This is a genomic window from Sorangium sp. So ce327 (genome assembly GCF_051530205.1).
GTDB lineage: Bacteria > Myxococcota_A > Polyangia > Polyangiales > Polyangiaceae > Sorangium > Sorangium cellulosum_B.
Genome location: NZ_CP150330.1, coordinates 3,392,704 through 3,412,230 on the forward strand (window position 1 = coordinate 3,392,704; position 19,527 = coordinate 3,412,230).

The 19,527-nt window shown below is 69.9% G+C and carries 10 protein-coding genes; 2 read left to right on the top strand and 8 right to left on the bottom strand.

From position 1 onward, the window contains the following. Nucleotides 1–40: 40 nt before the first annotated feature. The 5 genes from WME95_RS12965 to WME95_RS12985 form a co-directional block, all read right to left on the bottom strand. Nucleotides 41–1,057 carry a sugar-binding protein gene (locus WME95_RS12965; RefSeq protein ID WP_437908691.1) on the bottom strand — a complete coding sequence of 339 codons (1,017 nt, stop codon included), beginning with the start codon at nucleotides 1,055–1,057 and terminating at the stop codon, nucleotides 41–43. A gap of 496 nt (nucleotides 1,058–1,553) precedes the next feature. Beyond that, nucleotides 1,554–2,699: a hypothetical protein gene (locus tag WME95_RS12970; protein WP_437908693.1), complete on the bottom strand. Its 1,146-nt coding sequence runs from the start codon at nucleotides 2,697–2,699 to the stop codon at nucleotides 1,554–1,556. A 198-nt stretch (nucleotides 2,700–2,897) separates the two neighbouring features. Then, nucleotides 2,898–6,191, bottom strand: coding sequence for a beta-propeller domain-containing protein (locus tag WME95_RS12975; protein ID WP_437908694.1), 3,294 nt, complete (start codon nucleotides 6,189–6,191; stop codon nucleotides 2,898–2,900). Between the two features lie 496 nt (nucleotides 6,192–6,687). Continuing rightward, complete coding sequence (locus WME95_RS12980) at nucleotides 6,688–7,917, bottom strand: ATP-binding protein (RefSeq protein WP_437908695.1); 1,230 nt, start codon at nucleotides 7,915–7,917, stop codon at nucleotides 6,688–6,690. A 124-nt stretch (nucleotides 7,918–8,041) separates the two neighbouring features. Beyond that, a complete protein-coding gene (locus tag WME95_RS12985) occupies nucleotides 8,042–9,535 on the bottom strand; it encodes a protein kinase domain-containing protein (protein ID WP_437908696.1) in 1,494 nt (497 codons plus the stop codon). A gap of 842 nt (nucleotides 9,536–10,377) precedes the next feature. Between WME95_RS12985 and WME95_RS12990 the strand changes: the two genes are divergently transcribed. Next, a complete protein-coding gene (locus WME95_RS12990; RefSeq protein WP_437908698.1) occupies nucleotides 10,378–10,749 on the top strand; it encodes a response regulator in 372 nt (123 codons plus the stop codon). On the opposite strand, the gene WME95_RS12995 is transcribed toward WME95_RS12990, so the two are convergent. After that, nucleotides 10,718–16,213, bottom strand: coding sequence for an AAA family ATPase (locus WME95_RS12995; RefSeq protein ID WP_437908700.1), 5,496 nt, complete (start codon nucleotides 16,211–16,213; stop codon nucleotides 10,718–10,720). The two genes, WME95_RS12990 and WME95_RS12995, sit on opposite strands and share 32 nt — an antisense overlap. An 896-nt stretch (nucleotides 16,214–17,109) precedes the next feature. Further along, nucleotides 17,110–17,547, bottom strand: coding sequence for a nucleotide triphosphate diphosphatase NUDT15 (locus tag WME95_RS13000; protein WP_437908701.1), 438 nt, complete (start codon nucleotides 17,545–17,547; stop codon nucleotides 17,110–17,112). A 184-nt stretch (nucleotides 17,548–17,731) separates the two neighbouring features. Between WME95_RS13000 and WME95_RS13005 the strand changes: the two genes are divergently transcribed. Next, complete coding sequence (locus tag WME95_RS13005; RefSeq protein WP_437908702.1) at nucleotides 17,732–18,454, top strand: hypothetical protein; 723 nt, start codon at nucleotides 17,732–17,734, stop codon at nucleotides 18,452–18,454. A gap of 118 nt (nucleotides 18,455–18,572) precedes the next feature. On the opposite strand, the gene WME95_RS13010 is transcribed toward WME95_RS13005, so the two are convergent. Then, a complete protein-coding gene (locus tag WME95_RS13010; protein ID WP_437908703.1) occupies nucleotides 18,573–19,454 on the bottom strand; it encodes a tRNA1(Val) (adenine(37)-N6)-methyltransferase in 882 nt (293 codons plus the stop codon). Nucleotides 19,455–19,527: the final 73 nt, after the last annotated feature.

Consider the following 19,527-nt stretch of genomic DNA (forward strand, 5'->3'; position numbering starts at 1 on the left):
GAACCGGGGTGACCAGGCGTCGGACCGCCGTGGGAACGGGCTACTTCTTCATCTCGGCGAGCGTGGCCTTGAACTGCGCGACGTTGTCCTTGTTGATCACGTCGACCCCGGTGTCGATCACCTTGCTCGGGGGGATGGCGGCGATGGCCGCGTCGCCCTCGGTCGCGAGGCGGTGGAGCCACTTGCTCCCCAGGTAGCCGAACTGGAACGGCTTCTGTACGACGGTGCAGGCGACAGTGCCGTTCTCGATGCCGGCGAGCGTCGCGTCCTCCTCGTCGAACACGGCCGGCTTGACCTTGCCCTTCTTCCCGAGCGCCTCGACGGCGGCGACGATGGCCGGCCCGTTGTACGACCAGAGGCCGGTCGCGACGTCGAGGTCGGGGTGGGCGTTGATGATGTCCTCCACGTTCGTGCGCGCCTTGGCGAGGTCGGTGTTGTCCTCGCGCTTGTCGACGAGCTGGATATCGTGGGGAGTGACCACGTCCTGAATGCCCTTGAGGCGCTGGGCCGCGTTGTCGACCGCGAACATGCCGACGAAGGCGGCCATCTTCCCGCCGTTCGGCAGGAGCTTCACGATCTCGTTGCCGAGCACCTTCCCGGCCTCGTAGTTGTTCGTGCCGATGTAGAGCAGCCGGTTCGATTTCGGGGCGTCGGAGTCGAACGTGATCAGCTTGACCTTCTGCGCGACCTTGTTGAGCACGGTCACCTGATCGTCCGGCGCCAGGACGCTCACGCCGACGGCGTCGTAGCCCTGGCTGGCGAGGCTCTCGAGGATCTGGTTCTGCTCCGTGGGCGTGCTGTTCTGCGGCACCTTGAGGTCGACTTGAATCTTGGCCTCTTGCTCGTACTTGCGCACACCGGCGAACGCGATCTTCCAGAAGTCGCTGGAGCCGTTCGTCACGAACGCGACCTTGATGACCTTGGCCGTGGCTTCTTTGCCGTTGCCTTTGCTGCTGACCTCGCCCCCACCTCCCTGATCGCAGCCTGCGATCAACGCCATCGACAGCATGGTGAACGCCGCACATGCGAGCTCCCAGAGACCCTTCTGATGGTTCACGGCGGTTCTCCTCCGTTCGTCCGCGCGAAGCGTGCGTCGAGACGACGTCGCTGCTCCGCGACAGCGGTGATGCCCCAGAGCGATGCTAGCGACTCGCCTCGCCGATGTCGCGCCTCGCGTGAACGACCCGGGCTGATCATCGAGGTGACGCGCAGGTTCATCTGTTCCGGCAGGGGCCGAGCGTGTGCGAGCCCACCTGATCTGGAGAACAAGTGAGGCGAGGCACATGCGATGTGCGGTGTGAACCTCATGACTGCGGGGCTCCTGCTGAGGATGTGTCCGCAAGGCGGCGAGGGGGTGCGCGGGAGGCGCACTGACGGCCAGCTCGGGAGCGCGCGGAGCGGAGGCGGAGAGCTGGTGTCCGAGCCCGGACTCGGCTGCTCGGAGGCTCGGGCTGCCCGTCCGCCGGCGACCCCTATCTGTTCTTTTTTGTGGCTTTGCGGCTTTGCGTTGAAATCTCTCCCCAGCTCGCTGGCCGGGCTTCTGGAGGGCGGAGCTAGCCGGAGCGCCGGAACAGGCCCAGCAACCGCCTGAGCAGCCCCGGCTTCGGGGTCGGCGCGTCTGCCGCCGGCGCCGGCGCCGCCTGGTCGCGGCGTGCTGACCTTGGCGCCGCGTCGCGGCGCTTCGCCACGGCGGCGTCACGGGGCTCTGCTGCAGCGGGGGGCGCTCCGGGCTCCTCACGGGCGGCCTCCACGCCCTGGTCCGCGGTGGGCTCGGCCGCGCGGCTCGGCGCCTGCTTCGCTGCCTTCTTTTCGGCCCGCGCCTGGACTCTGGCCTTCATTGCCTCCTTGGCGGTGAGCGCGGGCTTCTTCTTCCGCGGGAATGCGGCGCTCGGCGGAGGCACCCACACGGCGTCCCGGCGTGGCTCGGGGGTCGCCGTCGTCTCCGGCGCCGGAGCCGGCGCCACGCCGCGCGTCTCGGCGGGCTGCGGCTGCCGCGACGCCTTGGAGGCGTTCGCCTCTCCGGCGGCGGGCGCGCGCTTCGCCTCGGCGAGCGCGGCGTTGCGCTCCGCCTCGCTCTGCGCGGGGTCCGCGGCGGGGGCCGCGCGCTGCTCTCGCGTGGCGGCGCCCGGCGCTGGATGGGACGCGGGCGCGCGGGTCTGGGCAGCGCCTCCGGCGCCTGTCCGGCCGCGCGGCGTCGCCCCATCTCGCGCCCCCCTGGCCTTGTCCGGCGAGCGGCGCCCGGCCGCGTTGCCGTCGCGCGCCCCGCGCCCGGCCGGGCCGCTGTCGCGTCCTGCGCGCGCCGCCGGCCCGCGCTCGCGCGCTCCACGGTCGGCAGGTCCACGCTCCGCTGGCCACGCCGGGCGCCGCGGCGGCGGCTCCTGCGCGGGCGCTGGCGTGCGCGGCCGGCGCATGTCGATGACCCGCGGCGGCCGCGATCGAGCCGGCGCAGCGGCGGCGGGCGCAGCGGCGGCCGGCGAAGCGACGGCGGGCGCAGGGGCGGCCGGCGAATCGGCGGCCGGCGCCACCGCGGCGTCTGCCGCGCTCGCTGCGCCCGTCGTCGTCGTCGTCGTCGTGCCGCCGGAAGAGGCCTCCGCGCCCGCCTCCGCCGGCCCTCCGGCGGCTTCCGTCGCGCGCTCCTCGACGGGCCCCGCGCTCTCCGGTTGCCCCTCCCCGTTTTCCGCTGTGCTTTGCTCGACCATGGGGCTCCTCCATAGCGTTGTCGCGCGCTCCGCGAAACCGGATCTCACCGCCTCCCACGCGCGGCCCGCGCGGTGCGTATCGTTCGAAGAGGGAAAAGAGGGATGAGGCGGCCGCGCCGGGCGGAGCTCCGCGCCGCGCGCCATTGCGGCAAGCCGGCCCGGTGCGCTCGGTCCCGGCCGGCTTGCCCAGCGGCCCGGCTACTCGCCCAGGTAGGGGACGAGGTTGACGGTCTCGCGATCGAGCTGGTGAATCCCGAAGCGGCGGGCGGCGAACAGGACCTCCTCGCCGCTGGTCACGAACCTCTCGGGCCAGCCCCAGAGCGGGAAGAACGCCTGTGCCTTCGGCGCCTCGGGCTCCTCGAGGGAGATCGCCAGGGCGCCGCCCGGCACCTCGAAGAGCGCCCGCGTGTCGGCCGTGTGGCGCAGCGACGCCCAGGAGGCGAGTCGGACGGTGGAGAGCACGTCGAACTCGGGGATCGCAGGGCTCTCGTTCTCGTTCTCCGGCTCGGGCGGCGGCGCCTCACCCGCCGGCGAGAGCGTTGTCAGCTTCTGGTTGGGATCCCAGCCGGCGTACCACCAGCTGCTCGGGCGCCAGATCAGGCTGTGGGACAGGACGGGCAGCCCGCGGCCGTCGATGGAGATCGCGTTGACCTGGCGGTCCGGGAACTTCTGGTACTCCTGCAGGTACGCGAGCCCCTCGTGCACCTCGAGCCGCGCGATCGCCGTCTCGATGAACTGCTGGCCCCACACCCTGTCCCTCGCGAAGATCGACGCGCCCTGGATCGCGAGCACCTCGCCGGGCACGTTGATCCCCGGATCGAGCGCCGGCTGCGACGGGTTGGTCAGGTCGAGGTGCGTGAGGAAGTACTGCGTGCGCGGGCGCGGATCGTCCGGCGCGAGCCCGCTGATCGAGCGCTTGATGTTGAAGTAGAGCTCCCCGTCGTCGTTGAGGACGTTCACGGTCTCGTTGTCGTCCGGCAGCGCGACGGCCGGCGCCACGGTCGGGTGGTCCGGGTCGGAGAGGTCGACAACGTGGACCTCGATTTGTGCCCAGCTGCGGCGCGGGACGTACTCATAACAATACGTCGACGTGATCCCCACGATGTCGTTCCGGTCGACCTCGACCGGCGTGCAGGTCGTGTCCGCGCCGGGGTGGTCGGTGCACTCGGCGAACCCGCCGTTGCAGTACTCCTCGCCGCCGATGTTGCGGCACGTCCGCTCTCCGGCCATGTACGTGCAGCCTTCCTGCCCGAAGCAGCCCGGATCCTCGACCGAGCTGGTCCGGCACGCCCAGCCGACCCCGAGGTCCTCGGAGTGGCCGATGACGCGCAGGAAGGCGAGGGCATCGCGCGCGGGGTGCACCGTCGAGAACGAGCTGGCTCCGCCGTGGTAGCCGCCCGTGGCGGGGAGATCGCTCGTGTCGAGCGTGCCCGCCCGCCGCGGCGCGGTCGGATCGGACAGGTCGATCACCTCGAGGTGGGTCACCTTGCCCACCCAGTTCTCGAAGGTGGTGGTCAGCGACACGAGCAGATCGCCCACCTGATGGAGCTCCGCGTCGGCCGGCAGATCGAAGGTGGCGATCGGCTGCGCGAGCTGCGTGAGCCCGGCGCTCGGCACGACCTCCGCCTTGACCTTCCGGTTCTCGGCGGGGGTCCAGTAGAGATCGTAAGGCATCTTCACGCGGACGCGGTGCTCGCCGAACGCGAAGACCTTCACATAATCCGGGGCGAGATCGAGGTGTCCGAGCTTCTCGGGCGTGTCGAGCTTGTCCTGCGCGTAGAGGGTGAGCTCCTCATCGGAGACGTTCGCGGTGGCGATGTCCTCGGCGCGGAACGTGCGGCGCGCGGGGGTCCCGTGCTCCATCACGCCGCGGCGGGTCAGCGTGGTGTCCGAGAAGGTGAAGATCTGCACGCCGGAGAACGGCCGCCGGGTGTTGTCCACGACCCTGCTCGCGGAGAACGGGAGCAGCACGAGGCCCGTCTCGGGCTCTCCGGTCGCCGCCACGGCGTCCACCGCGTCGTCGAGCACGGTGAACGCGCGGTGATCCCAGTCGGCCTCGGACCAGCTCCAGCCCTGGGCGCCGCCGTCGATCTCGGCGCGCGCCACCAGGGGATCCTGGCTCGTCAGATCGGTGATGTCATAGAGGCTGGCCGCGAGCTGCCGGCCGTTCTGATCGTTCACGCCGATGCCGATCAGGCGGGTCGCGCCGAAGACCGGGCGGAAGAAGTTGTTCCACCCGGACACGATGAACTCGCTCTCCTCGGTGACGTTCCCGCTCGGATCGATGGAGAAGGCGTGGAAGGGATCCTGGCGCCGGTAGGTGACCGCGAACGCCCTGTCGTCCAGGAAGATGGCGCCGTAGAGCGACTGCTGGGCGCCGAACTCCTCGCTGTCGATCGGCACGATGTTGTCGGGATCGGCCGCGTTCCACGTCTCGAGGTAGCTGGGCGTCCCGTCGGCCCACTGCGGACCGGAGAAGACCCGCAGCATGTTGTCGCGGAAGTCCATGTGGAACTGGGAGCGCACGTAGCTGGCCGTGCTCACGCTGTCGCGCAGCACCATCGACCCGTCGCGGTTCGAGATGTCGATGATCGAGATCTCGCTGGGATCCTGCGACCAGCTGCCGCCGTTGCGCGCCACGAGGAGCACGTCCGCCTCGGCGTGGATGGCGGTCACGGCGTCGCCGAGCTCGATCTCGCCGCGCTCGATGAGCGCGTCGGCGCCGACATCGAAGCTCTGGACGAGGGTCTTGTTGACCCACTGGAACTGCCCGGGGTTGATCTCCTCGAGCTCCGAGCCGTTCGAGGCGATGTAGAGCGAGCTCGCGCTGTCGCCGCGCGCGAGGCGGCTCGTCATGATGGCGCCCGTGACCGGGTATTGCGACAGGAGCTTCGGCGCGGCGCGGTCGGCGATGTCGATGAACAGCACGGTCCCGCCGGTCCGCCGCTCCACGGTCAGGCCGTCGGCCTTGAGCTGGTAGCCGGCCCAGTCGTTCAGGAGCACCACCGCGCGGTCGCCGACGACGTACATCTCGACCGGGGTGCCGGCGATCTGCATCTGGCCCAGGAACTTCGGGTCCGACGGGTCCTGGATATCGATGACCTGCAGGCCGCGGAAGGTGTTGAGGTTGAGGAGCTGCCCGCCGCCGAGGACGCGGTAGATGTCGCCTTCCTCGAGCTCGCGGCTCTCTTCTTCTTCCTCCTCCTCTTCTTCCTCTTCTTCTTCCTCCTCGCCGAGGTACCCCTCGGTGAACGGATCATCGGCCGACACGAAGTCGGTGGGCCCCTCCGGGGTCTCTGGCTCCTCGGGCTCTTCGGGCTCTTCGGGCTCTTCCTTGGGAGGATCGGGCTCCTCCTCCTCGGGCGGAGGGTTCTCGTTCTCTTCTTCGGGTGGGGTCTGCTCCTGGGGCTCGGGCTTGTTGTCGTCGCTCCCGCATCCCTGTCCGAGCAGCAAGAGGAGCGCGGCCATCACGCTGGCCTGCGCTGACAGCACACCTCTGAATAGTGCTCTTCTCTTCGCCACAGCTACTCCTCCCTGGCACCTCGCATGAGGTGCGGAGACGGCGCACATCGATGTGTCCTACACGGTTCAACGTGGTCGGAACGTCGCGGTCCGGGGGCGGCGGTGCGGCGAGTCCCCGGCGAGCGATCGAGGGCGCGTCCGGCACGGCGCATCCCGCGATCGAGCCGGTCTTCGCGGCTTCGCACTACCGCGGACCGTGAGCTTGCATCCAGCGGAGTATCCACCTTCTGGAGGAGCCGCTCAATGTGGAATGCTGTTACGGAACGGCGGCAGAGCGGATCGCTCTGCGTGGCGCAGGATGGGTTCTTGGGTGGAGCGGAGCGCCGAACGCTCACACGTGGCGGCGTCTGCCCACACGACGGTTCGAACAGCGCTGGTTGCCGTCGGCTCGCGCCGGTCTGCGGGGCGCTCGACGCCTTCTATCGTGACGTCGAGCGGCGCGGGACCCGCGCTCGTCGCGCGCCGGTCACGCGGCCTCTTCCTTCTCCTCCGCCCGCGCCACCGGCAGCGCGACGAAGAACGTCGACCCCTTCGAGACCACGCTCTCCACCCAGATCCGCCCGCCATGGCCCTCGACGATCCGCTGCGCGATCGCCAGCCCGAGGCCCGTCGAGCGCTCCCCCCCGGTGCTGACCGTCCTCGCCCGCCCGAACGGCCGGAAGAGCTTCCCGAGGTCCTCCGCCGCGATCCCGGGCCCTTCGTCCTTCACCGACAGGAGCACCTCGGCCCCTCCGCCGACATCCCCCCCGCGGCTCCCCTCGACCCGGACGCGGATGGTCGTGCCCGGAGGCGAGTAGTGGATGGCGTTGCTGATGAGGTTGTTGAGCACCTGCTCCAGCTTGTGGACGTCGACCTCGACCCGCGGGACGCCCTCGTCGCTCTCGACGACGAGCTTCATGTTCTTCTGCCCCGCCAGCACCAGGTTGAGCGCCACGTTGGACTCGACGAGCTGGACGATATCCGTGCTCTTCCTGTCGAGGTTCAGCTTGCCGAGCTCGATCATCGACACGTCGAGCAGATCGTTGATGAGCGAGAGCATGAATTTGCTCGAGCTCCTGATCATGTTGACGATCTCGACGCCACCCTCCTTGAGCAGCGACGACGGCTCCCCGCGCCGGTGGCTCATCAGCATGAAATCGCTGTAGCCCAGGATGACGCCGAGCGGGTTCCTGAGGTCGTGGGCCGCCATGCCGACGAAGCGGTTCTTCTCCTCGTTCAGCCGGACCAGCTCCGCGTTCTTCGCCGCGAGCTCCTCGTGCATCTGGACGAGCTGCCGGTTGCTCTCCTCCAGCGTGTCGGCGTACTGCTTGAGCTTGAGCTGGCTCCGCTTGTGCTCGATGGCGTAGCGCATCGTGCGCTCGAGGATCTGCGCGTCGAACCTGCCCTTCACCAGGTAATCCGCGACGCCCGCGCTCATCGCGGCCATGTCGATCTCCTCGTCGCCGACCCCCGTCAGCATGATGATGGGGATCGCGCAGCCGAGGTGGTTGGCCTCACGCACGACGTCGAGGCCCGTCCGGGCGTCGAGCCGGAAGTCGAGGAGGCAGACGTCGTAGCCGCCGGCGCGCAGCGCCCGGATCGCCTCGTCCGAGCTGCTCAGCCACGTCACGTCGTACCGGGTGCGGGGAGCGTCGCGGAGGAGCCTCCGCGTGACGAGGTGGTCGACCTCGTCGTCATCCACAAGCAGGACCTTCATCACGCTGTCGTTCATCGGGAGCCTCGACCACGCCGGACATCGGCGCTCTCCCGCCGGCAAGCTTCGCGCCACGCCGCCTGCTCCACCCCCGCCGCGGCGGAGGCCAGGGTCTTCGCCCCGCCCCTCATGGCCGGCGCTTCTGCTCTTCGGCGACGCCCACGAGCGCGCGCGCCAGGGTGATGAGCTGCCCCGCGTCGAACGGCTTGACGAGGAACGCCGACGCGCCGAGGCGCGACAGGCACTGCCAGTCGGCCGCGCCCCCGGTCCCGGTCGCCACGATGATCGGGAAATCCCCTTGTGGGAGCTTGCGCACCGCCGCCGTGAGCGCGATGCCGTCCAGCCCGGGCATGTCGAGGTCGAACACGCCGAGCGACGGGCGGTTCGCCTCGATGGCCGAGAGCGCCGCGGCGCCGTCGGGCGCGGTCTCGATGGCCGCGCCGGGCAGCGCCTCCGCGAGGATGCTGGCGAGGAAGCTGCGGAACGACGGGCTGTCGTCGGCGACCAGGACGCGCGTCGTGCGCGCGTACGCCGGCAGGGCGCCGCGCGCGTCGAGCAGGGCCTCGCGCAGCGCCTCCGCGCTCGCCGTGCGCTGGTCGGGCTCCTTGGCCAGCGCCGCGAGCACCGGCGCGTCGAACGACAGCGGCAGATCAGGGCAGATCTCGCTCGGCGGGATCGGGGGCTGATACGCGTGCTGCATGACCAGATCCACCGTGCTCGTGCTCTGGAACGGCAGGCGGCCGGCGAGCAGGTAGTACGCGACCACCCCGAGGGCGTAGACGTCGATGCGCGGCAGCAGCGCGGGATCGAGCTGCCGGCCCAGCGCCACCTCCGGCGCCAGGTACGCCGGGGTGCCGGAGAAGGCGAGCTCGATCCGATCGCCGCGGGGGATCCGCTTCGCGAGCCCGAGATCGGCCACCACCACGCGGAGGGCCTGGCCGACGAGGATGTTGCTCGGCTTCACGTCGCGGTGGGCGATGCCCGAGGCGTGGATCGCCGAGACGCCGAGGCAGACCTGGTCGAGGACGCTCAGCGCCTCGTCGAGGCCGAGCCGGCCCCCCTTGCTGTGGACGTGGGTGTCGAGCGTGACCCCCGGCACGTACTGCATGACGAAATACGGCGCGTTCTCGTACTCGCCGAACGCATAGATCTCGACCACGTTCGGGTGGTGGACGCGCGCCATCGCCCGCGCCTCCGCCAGCAGGCGGGCCTGCATCTGCGCGTTGTCGAGCTGCTCCGGCCGGAGCAGCTTGATGGCGACGTCCCGCTGGAGCTGCTCGTCGCGCGCCAGGAGGATGACGCCCATCGCCCCCTCTCCAAGGCGACCGACGACGCGGTAGACCCCTCCGAGCAACGTGCCCTCGGGCGGCACCTGAACCGGGCTGCCTCCCTCGTGCAGGCTCGAGCGCGCCGCGGCCTGCCAGAGGTCCTCGTCGCTCAGCGTCGAGCCGTCGCCGTTCCGCTCGGCCGGCGGCTCCGCCCGCGTGGGGGGACGGTCGCGCACCACGGTGTCGACGCCCTGCAGCGTATCCGCGGCGTCGGGCGCGAGCGGCGCGGGGGGATCGCCGCCGTTCGCGCTTCCAGAGCTGAAGCTGGGCGAGCCGTCCGCCGCGTCTGCCATGGTGCGCATGATACGTGCCCTGCGCATGCCTATCAACGGAGAGCGACACGCGCTCCAGCTGCGAAGCGCGGTGCACGCGGCGGTCTGACGGCGTGTCGCGGGCGCGTCACGGTCAGGCGGGATGTCGGAGCTGTGGCAGGATGCCACGCTGCGCGGCGACCGTGGCTTTGCGCCGCGCTCGCCGGCCGGCCAGGCCGCCGCGCGCTCGGAGGACGCCGATCCCGATGGTGCGCCTTCGCATGCGCGGGGCCTTGGGAGCCCGTCCCCGGCGCGCGGAAGCGTCGCGCAGGAGGGCCGGGCGGGCGGCTGGCGCACGCTGCTCGGGGCACGCCGAAGAAGCGATGGCCTTGACGCGTGTCGCCGGCCTCGATTGGTTCAGCCGTCCAGCAGCTGTCCCTCTCGTCGATCCATGGCGAGCTTCGCCTTTTCCCCGCCGAGCATGGCGACGGGCGAGCCAGCACGGCGCCAGGGTCGTCACGATCACCTCGGTCGTGGGCTTGCAGGCAGAGCCAGGCCGCATGCCCGCCGTCGGACCTGCCTGTCCGCGGAAAGGCGGTTGCCGAGGGAGTAACCGTCCGGCGATGAGGGGTTTTCTGAAGGCCGACGTGAATCGGAATGGCTATACTCGAATGGTCATGAGGATGCTCCCGGTCGAGTCCGTCTGTGCCGGCGCGCCAGGAGCGAGGAACGGCTGTGCAGTACAGTGAAGTACAGTATAGAAAATGAGTGTTGATGGCCAGCGGCTAGCGGATCGATATTGAAGAGAGCTCGACGGAGTCATCGGGCTCCCGCGCTGAGTGAACCGAAAGGTGGCCTGAGCCCTATCGGTCACTCTGGGGGCCATGGAGATCGAGGTGACGATGAACATTCTCGTTGCGGAAGATGACGACGACCTGCGCGAGCTCGTGGCAATGACGCTCTCGGTGGAGGGATTCCATGTGCAGACCGCGCGGCACGGACAAGAGGCTCTGGAGAGGATAGGTGAACACATGCCCGACCTCATCCTGCTCGACATGAAGATGCCGATCATGGACGGCCGGACGTTCGCGCGGGAGTTCCAGATCCGATACGGCCGGTCGGTGCCCATCATGGTCCTGACCGCGGCCGAGCACGCCGCCCTTCGAGCCCAGGAGATCGGCGCCGCAGGGTGGATCGCGAAGCCCTTTCACTGCGATCAGCTGGTCAGGATGGTACGGTCGCACCTTCGCACGTGAGGGGCAGGCGGACGTGAAACGTGCTGCCACGGCCTTCCTCACTCTCGAACCACATCTCTCCTCCGTGGCGCACCACGATCGCGCGCGACAGGTACAGCCCCGTCCCCATCCCTCCGTAATCGTGGGGCGTATCGGTGTGGGCGCGATGGAAGCGCTCGAAGATCCGCGCCCGCTTCTCCACGGGGATCCCCACCCCCTGATCGCGCACGGACACCAGGGCGTCGAGCGCGTCCGCCATCCGCACGTCCAGCTCCACCTCGCCGCCGTCCGGTGAGTACCGCAGGGCGTTGTCGAGCAAGTGCGCCACGACCCGCTCCAAGAGCTCGCGGTCCCCTTGGAGCACCACGGGATCGGCGCACGTGACCCGGATGCGGCGCGACCGCGCCCCCTGCTCCAGGCGCGCCGCCATGCGTTCGGCCAGCTCCCCGAGATCCACGCGCTCGAGCACCAGATCCAGCCGGCCGAGCTGGACTTGCGAGAGGAACAGCAGATCGGCCACGATCCGCTCGATCCGGTCGGCGCCCCGCAGCAGCCCGTCCAGGATCCGGCGCTGACCCGGCGGCAGCTCCGTCGCCGTGCGCAAGAGCATCTCGGCATAGCCCATGATCACCGTCACGGGCGTCTTGAGCTCGTGCGCGGCCACGCGGAGAAACTGGTCCTTGAGCCGGTCGAGCTCCACGAGCTCGGTGACGTCCCGCACGACCGCCACCGCGCCCACCACCTGCCCCCCCGCATCGCGCATGGGCGACGCGCTCGTGTGCACGTAGCGGGTCCGCTCCGCGCCGGGGAGCGAGATCGTCCCCTCATCCAGGGCCACCGTCTCGCCGCCGAGCGCGCGCATGAGCGGCGTTTGCTCCGCTTCGTAGGGCGTCCCGTTCGGGCGGTCGAAGCAGAGCCGCCGCGCCAGCTCCGCGATGGGCCCGCGCGCCTCGTCCGGGCTCGCGAGCCCTGCGAGGCGCGCCGCCGCATGGTTGGCCAGGGTGACGCGCCCGTTCCGGTCGACGACGAAGACGCTGTCGACCATGTTGTCGAGCACCGCTTTGATCTCCATCTGGCTCCGCTCGAGGTCGGCGTAGAGCATGGCATTGTCGAGCGAGATGGCCGTCTGGGCGCCGAGCAGCTCGAGCACCCGGATCGTGCCGGCCGTGAACGCCCCCGTCGCGACGTTGTTCTCCAGGTAGACAAGGCCGCTCAGGCGCGCCTGCCGTACGATGGGGAGGCACAGCAGCGAGTGCGGCCGTCTCCGGGTGAGGTGCTCGTCCGAAGCGAACCGCGTCGCCGCGGCGGCCTCGTCCAGGATGACGGGCTCACGCGTCCGCGCGACGTAGTGGAGGATCGACATCGGGAACGCCGCCGCCGAGGCCGGGACGCCCTTGTGGCGCGCGACGCGGATCTCCGTCCCGTCGGTCGTGGCCTCGGCGTAGACGGCGAGCTCGCCGTCGCGGACCAGGATCAGCGCCCCTCTCTGCCCGCCCGCCTGCTGGAGCACGATCTGCAGCAGCGTCTCGCTGAGCTTCGGCAAGAGGATCTCGGACGAGATGCTCTGCAAGGCTTTGACCACCGAGAACAGGTCGAGCTGCTCGGGCGCGGCCACGAACGTGGCGGTGAGCGCGACCGATGGTCGCTCGACGAGCTCGGGGTAGCATCGGTCGAGGCTCTGGACTTTGCCATCGGCGCCCCAGCGGACATAGCAGGAGCGGGCCTCGCGCAGGTAGGTGTCGGCGAAGCGCACGAACCCTCGCGCCCGATAAAACCGAGATGCGAGCTCGAAGGCGAGCGCTTCGACGTGGACGAAGCCGCTGTCGCGCGCCGAGTGGACGGCCTCTTCATAGAAGCGCATGGCGTCGAGGTCCCGCCCCTCGGTGCGGGCGACCTCGGCGGATACCAGGGCGTAGCGGGTCCGGAAGTTGTCGGGGCAGTTGTCGGCCCAGAGCGCCAGCTTCTGCAATTGCTCCTCGAGCGTCTGCGCGAACTGCCGCTGCTGCTCGGCAGGGGCCTGCGCATAGAGCGCCGTCAGCGTGAGCGCGTGGTAGAAGTGATGCATCGCCTCGATCGCCATCGATGCCACCTGGTGCAGCGTCGACGTGGCGCTGGTCGCGGACTCAAGCGCTTCGGCATAGCGTTCATGGGTAAATGCCGCGATCTGCTTCATGACGTGGTAGTATGTAATACCAAGGCCGAAGCCCGCCTTCTCGAGGGCCGCGATGCAGCTCTCCTCGTCGAAGGTGCCGTCGCTGAAGCTCGTGGGCGCCTGCGTCGCTCCCTTCAGGCTCGCTGCAAACTGCTCTTCGAGCCGGAGGACATGGTATACCACGTCATTGTGGGTCTGCCGGGCGAACGCGATCTGCTTCCGCGCGACATCGATGACATGAGCGAGCGGCTCTCCGCTCTCCAGGACGAGCCATGTCATGTTGTAGGTCAAGTAGCCGGCAAAGACGAGATCTCCGATGTCGAGGCAAGCGAGAAAGGCCTGCTCCATGAGCGGGAGGCTCGCTACGAAGCGCCTGCACCAGACTCTGATGACGCTTGCATTCTGGAAGAGCAGCTTCCCTTTCAGTTTTGCCGTGGAACTCTTGAATTTTTCATTCAGCCTGAGCGCCATCTCGGAGAACTGAAGCGCGCGCGGGATGTCGCGGTAGAACGAGACCAGCACCATGCCGTAATTGCTATAGATGAAAGAGGACTCTTCGGCGTGCCCGCGCTGCAGGGAGACGCTCACCCCCTTGGCGGTGAGCAGGACCCAGAGCGCCGGTCGCGAGGTGTATACGATGGGGAACGATTCGGCGATCAGGCCGATGAGCGCCCGCGCGCCCTCGTCGGTGGCTACAGGCGCATCGACGAGGGCGGCGATGGGGCGCCCCTGCAGGTTGATCGAGACCTGCCGGATCTCGGCCTCCGCGGCCATCCGGATCTCCTCGTCGGACTCCGGGAGCATCACCCCGTAGAGCTGCAGGGCCTGGAGCATGACCGCCACGGCGTCGCGGTGCCGTCCGGCGATCTGGTAGAGCCGCAGGCGCGATCGGTACGCCCTGGATCGGTCGGGCTTGGAGCGGGCGTTCTGGAGAATCAGGTCGAACAGCTCGTCGGCCTGCTGGAAGCGGCCGACGAGGTACTCGCATTCGGCGAGCTCCAGGTGGAGCGTGAACGCATCGTCGTACCGTGCGCTCCAGGCGTCCGGTGGCAGCAGGGATGTCGCCTGGGCCAGGTAGCTGCGAGCCGACGCGTAGGCCACCGAGGCTTTTGCCTTGGTCCCCGCCAGGAAGTTGAGCCGGCAGAGCGCCTCCTTCTCGCGCGGGTCGGTGAGGAGGTGGGCGCCGTGATTGAGCTGGTTTACGACATCGAAGACCCGCTCTGCGATCCCCTGCTCTGGCAACCGAGACAAGAGGAGCCGGCCGAGCTGAAGATGCACCTCGGCGCGCAGCTCCGCCGGGATGAGCGAATAGGCCGCTTCCTGGATGCGGTCGTGGAGGAACTTGTAGGTGCTGTCCACGCGGATGACGAGGCCCGCGCGGACGGCCTCCCAGAGGTCCGCGTGCACGTCGTGCTCCACGCTGCCGCGAACCATCGCCAGGAGGGCGACCTCGGCGTTATTTCCCAGACAGGCGAGCTGCTTCAGCGCTCCCTGGGTCTCCGCGGGCAGCCGCCTGAGCTTGCCGACCATCAGGTCGACCACGTTGTCGGTGTAGCCCTTTTCGCGGATCTTCGCGACGTCCCACCGAAAGGCTTCCGTGCGCTCGTCGAACTCGATCAGGCGCTCTTCATGGAGCGAGAGGAGGAACTGAATGGCGAAGAAGGGGTTGCCGGCCGTCTTCTCGTAGGCGAGATCGGAGAGCGGCGCGCCGTCTTCGAGGCGGCAGCGAAGCGCCTCGCCGACGAACGCGGCGAGGTGCTCGCGCGGTATCGGGCCGAGCACGATGTTCGAGACGCGCGCGCCGTCTCTCCGCACCTCGTCCAACGTCACCAGGAGCGGGTGGGCGGGGGACACCTCGTTGTCGCGGTAGGCGCCGATGACGAGGAGATAGCGCATCTCAGGGTGGGCCAAGAGGTCCTTGAGCAGCCCGAGGCTGGCCGCGTCGACCCACTGGAGATCGTCGAGAAAGAGCGCGAGGGGGTGCTCCTTCTGGGCGAACACCCCGATGAAGTGCCGGAGCACCATGCGGAAGCGGTTCTGCGCCTCGGTCGGCGGCAGCTCGGGGACCGGCGGTTGCCGTCCGATGATCAGCTCGACCTGCGGGATCACCTCCACGATGAGCTGGGCGTTGACCCCGAGGACGTCGAGCAGCTGCCGTCTCCACGCCGCTATCCGCTCCTCGCTCTCGGCGAGGAGCTCGATCGCGAGCTCCTGGAAGGCCTGGACGAGCGTGGCGTAGGGGATATCGCGCTTGTACTGATCGAACTTGCCCGAGAGGAAGAAGGCCCGCTCCCGAATGATCGGCTTGTGCAGCTCATGGACGAGCGCGCTCTTGCCGATCCCGGAGTATCCGGAGATGAGCAGGAGCTCCGGCGTCCCCGTGGCGACCACGCGGCCGAAGGCCTGCAGCAAGGTGGCGACCTCCGCCTCTCTGCCATAGAGCTTCTGCGGGATCTGGAGCCGACCTGTCGTGTCTCGCTCGCCCAGCGCAAACGGCTCCACCCGCCCGCTCGCGCTCCACGCTGCGAGGCACCTCTCCAGGTCGCGCTGGAGGCCGCGAGCGCTCTGGTAGCGATCCTCGGGCATCTTGGAGAGGAGCTTCAGGGTGATGCGCGAGATCGTCTCGGGCACCTCGGGGACGAGCTCCGACGGCGACGTGGGGACGCGGGCCACGTGGCAATGGACCCATTCGACCGGGTCGCGCGCCTCGAAGGGGAGCCTGCCGGTGAGCATTTGATTGAACGTCACGCCGAGCGAGTAGAGGTCGGTGCGGTTGTCGATGGCCCGGCTCGTCCGACCTGTCTGCTCCGGCGATAGATAGGGCAAGGAGCCCTCGATGAGCCTGGGGGGCTGCGCGCGCTGCTGCTCGCGGGGGAGGCGGGACGCGAACCCGAAGTCGGCGATCCTGACCTCGCCGGAGGCGGGGTTGACGAGGATGTTGCCGGGTTTCAGGTCCTTGTGGATGATGTCCTGCTGGTGAACGTCCGCGACCGCCGCCGCGATGCGGATCGCGAGGGGGAGGAAGCGCTCGATCCCCATGGGCGTCCCGAGCAGGTGATCGAGGGACTGGCCGCCGAAGTCCTCCAGGATGAGGGCCGGCATGCCCTGGTACGTCTCGAGGGCGAGCGGCTTGATGACGGCCCGGGCGTCGAGCAGCTGTCCGAGCTCATACTCGTGCTTCAGCCGCTCGCGGTCCTTCGGGCGGCTGCGCCGCGGATCGAGCACCTTGAGGATGACCGGGCAGCGATCGGCGCTCCTGACCGCACGATAGACGACGGCTCTGCCATCGAGGGAGAGAGGCATGGTGATCGTGTACGGGGAGGCGAGGGGCATGGAGAGGGTTCCTGATGCGCGACACGCTCGGCGAGGGCGATGAGGCCGCGTGCGCGGTGCTCCACGGGGCTCGGGCGTCGTCGGCCGGGCCGCCGAGCCGGACCGAGAACGTGATTGAGCGCATCACGCGGGCTCGAATCCATACCAGCCGGGCTCAGCGCCCCGCGCCGGCAGGACCCTGTGAAGACGTGACGGACCGTGATGCCATGCGCTGTCGACATGAGCGTGGATCTTGTGCCTCATGTCGCAGGCGTCATGAGTCCGCGTTCCAGAAAAGGAAATGCAGCCAACCAGGCAAGGCAGGTTTGGCTGCGCTTGCCCGGACGGCGAGCCCACAGCGCGGCCATACGCCCCGCTATCCGAGCACGGCGTCGCGATCGGCCATGGCGGAGCTGCACGACCGCTTCCGGACGAACTGCAGCGGACCCGGCAGCGCGCAGGCCCGAGCTCGCCGGCGCGCCTCACCTCTGCCTCGGTCGCGGCGGTCTTCCCCGCGATCTCGGGCCAGCTGCCGCTGAACAGCGCCGAGAGCGCGACGAGGTCGATGGCCGTGTCCATGTGAGATGGGATGGATGGGGCCAAGGGGGCGACGCCGAGCGAGGCGCCGGTGGCCGGGGCGAGCGCGGAGGCGGGGAGCGCGTCGAACGCGTGCGTTGCGGACACGGTGTCTCGGGAGCAGCCGGTCCCGCCGGCGCCGGCGGAAACGGCGCGACGCTGGCGCTGACGGGCCTGAGCGGCGGCGACGGCGCTCCCGGTTCAACCGGCGGCCGTGGTCAAGGCGGAGGTGGAGGCGGCGGAGCGAAGGCGGGGCTGTTCTGCCAGGTGGGACCGGACATTGTCGACGGCGTCGGGCCAGCTGCGGAGGCGTCGGGGGTGGCGGCGCGCGGCGGCCGGGATCAGGGGTTGTAGCGGCGGCCGCTGCGGTAGCTCGCGATGGCCAGCTCCACCGGGCGGAACAGCGGGGTGGGCAGCGCGTCGAGCGGGTACCAGCCCCAGCCGGCGATCTTGTGGGGCTCGCGCTCCTCGGGCTCGCCGTCGAACTCCTCCGCGAGGAGCTGGATGTCCACATAGTGCCTGTCGTAGGCGAGGATGTTGCTGAGGCACAGGAAGGAGAGCTTCCTGACGACAAGGCCGCTCTCCTCGCGCACCTCGCGGATGGCGCAGTCCTCGAACGACTCGCCGAGCTCCAGGTGGCCGCCGCACCACGAGTAGCTGCCGTCGCCGTGGCTCCCGCGGCGCCGCGCGAGCAGCACGCGCCCGTCGCGCACCAGCATGACGCCCACGCCCACCAGCGGTCGCTCCGCGGCGTTCCCTCCGACGATCGCCTCTCCCAAGGACACCTCCCCGCACGCGACGCCGCCGTGCGTGGAGCGCGCTCTAGCACGGCGCGCTCCCCGTACGGCGCGCAGCGGCGCCGTGCGTGGCGTGCGCCGGGCAGACCCGCCGCGCCAGCCGCGCCCGCGCGGCGCACGGAGCCACACCGCACACGTGCAAGCGCCGGTACAGATTGACTTTTCAGTGAACACGCGTACCGTGCCCGGTGCGATGGATACGTCCTTGCCCTGGGAGCTGAACCCCGTCCTCCAGCAGACCCGGCTCGTCCTGCTGGCACAGACGGCGGTCGATGTCCGTAACAAGGCGTTCCGCGAGGCGAACCCCGAAGAGGGGGACACCAGCTGGGGCATCGGCTGCAAGGCGCACGAGCGGCTAGGTCATGCCCTCTGCAAGCTGGCAGAGAGCGGAAAACACCCGTGGCTGTCCGTCCATCGAGACGGGCTGTACCTGATGCCGCACATCGAGGGCGTCGCAGTGCGCGTGTACCGCGGTCCGGCCGACAAACCCTCGCAGCGGCACCTCGAGGCCGCGCGCAGCGAGCACGGTCGCCGCTCGGAGTCGCGACAGATGGCCTTCTCGTTCATGGGGCAGGAAACCGAGCCGGATGGCCCGTGGTTCTGGATGATGGCCGTGGAGACGGACGTCGAGGGGAGGGCGCTCCGCGCCGTGTTCTTCCAGGCCAACGAGGCCGGCGGGACCCGACACGCATGGGAGGCCCCGGTCGAGCGCGTGTCCGCCGAGCCTGCGCCTGCGCCTGTGCCCGAGCCTGGAGACAAGCCGGCGCGCCCGGCGCGACCGCGCGCGGCACAGGGCCAGCCAGCGAAGGATGCGCTCCTGTCGCGCGACGGACGGCCGCTGGTTCGCGCGCAGACGATGACCCTTCCGCTCGTGTCACAGCCGAGCTGACGGCCCGCGAACGAGGCAGAGCCGCTGGAACGAGGGCTGTCGTGTCGCGGGGTGCAGAGTCGTGCGCTCCGCGACAAGGTGGTGAGCCCCCGCCGACACACCCGCGCAGGAGCCCGGGCTATACCGGTATTCCCATCGTCCGGCGGAGCGCGTCGAGCTCCTCGGTGAAGCGCCCGTTCCCGCCCCGCAACACGAGCGGCGGCTCGACATGGCACGACGCCACGGCCTCGGCGTGGCGCAGGGCATAGACCGAGAACAAGGCCGCCTTGCCCTCCTTGGGCACGACGTCGCGCCACGCCTCGAGCGCGAGCCCGGCCGCCGCCGCTGCCGCCTCGACGCGAGGCCGCTGCCGCGCTCCGGCGCAGGCCACGAACGGCGCGCCGGGGGCGAGCAGCCGCGCGGCCGCGAGACAGTAGTCCTCCACGCCGCCGCGGTGCTCGAAGCGGCACGGCCCGCACTGGACGCGATAGGACTCGATGCCGGTGCCGACAGGCAGGTACGGCGGCGTCCCCGTCACGAGCTCCGCCGGCGCCAGCCCGTCGAGCACCGCCGGATCGCGCAGGTCCCCCCACCGGACCTCGCCGCGCGCGTCGACGCCGTTCCACGCGACCGAGCGCCGCGCCATCGAGGCGCTCACCTCCTGCGCCTCCACGCCCACGCAGCGCGCTTCCGGGAAGCGCCACGCGGTGAACAGGAGCACCGTGCCGATGCCGCAGCCGAGGTCGACCGTGCGGCGCGGGGGCGCGTCCGCGACCCGCTCGGCCGCGAACCAGGCGGTCACGAGGTCGTCGGCCGACCAGCGGTGCCCGTCGAGCCGCTGCAGGATCCGGAAATCGCCCGAGAGATAGCAGAGATCCTCGCCGGGGCCGGGCCAGACCTCCGGGCGATCCGGCGTCGCCGGCCGCGGCCCAGGGGCGACCCACCCGGGCGGCCGGCGCGCAGGGCGCACGACCCCGCCGCTCGGCGCGAGAGAGGGCTGGACATCAGGAGGAGCGATCATCGACCCCGTGTACCACGCCCCTGCGGCGTCGGGGGCGCGCGCAATGCCGCTGGAGCGCGGCGGCCTCGCGGCG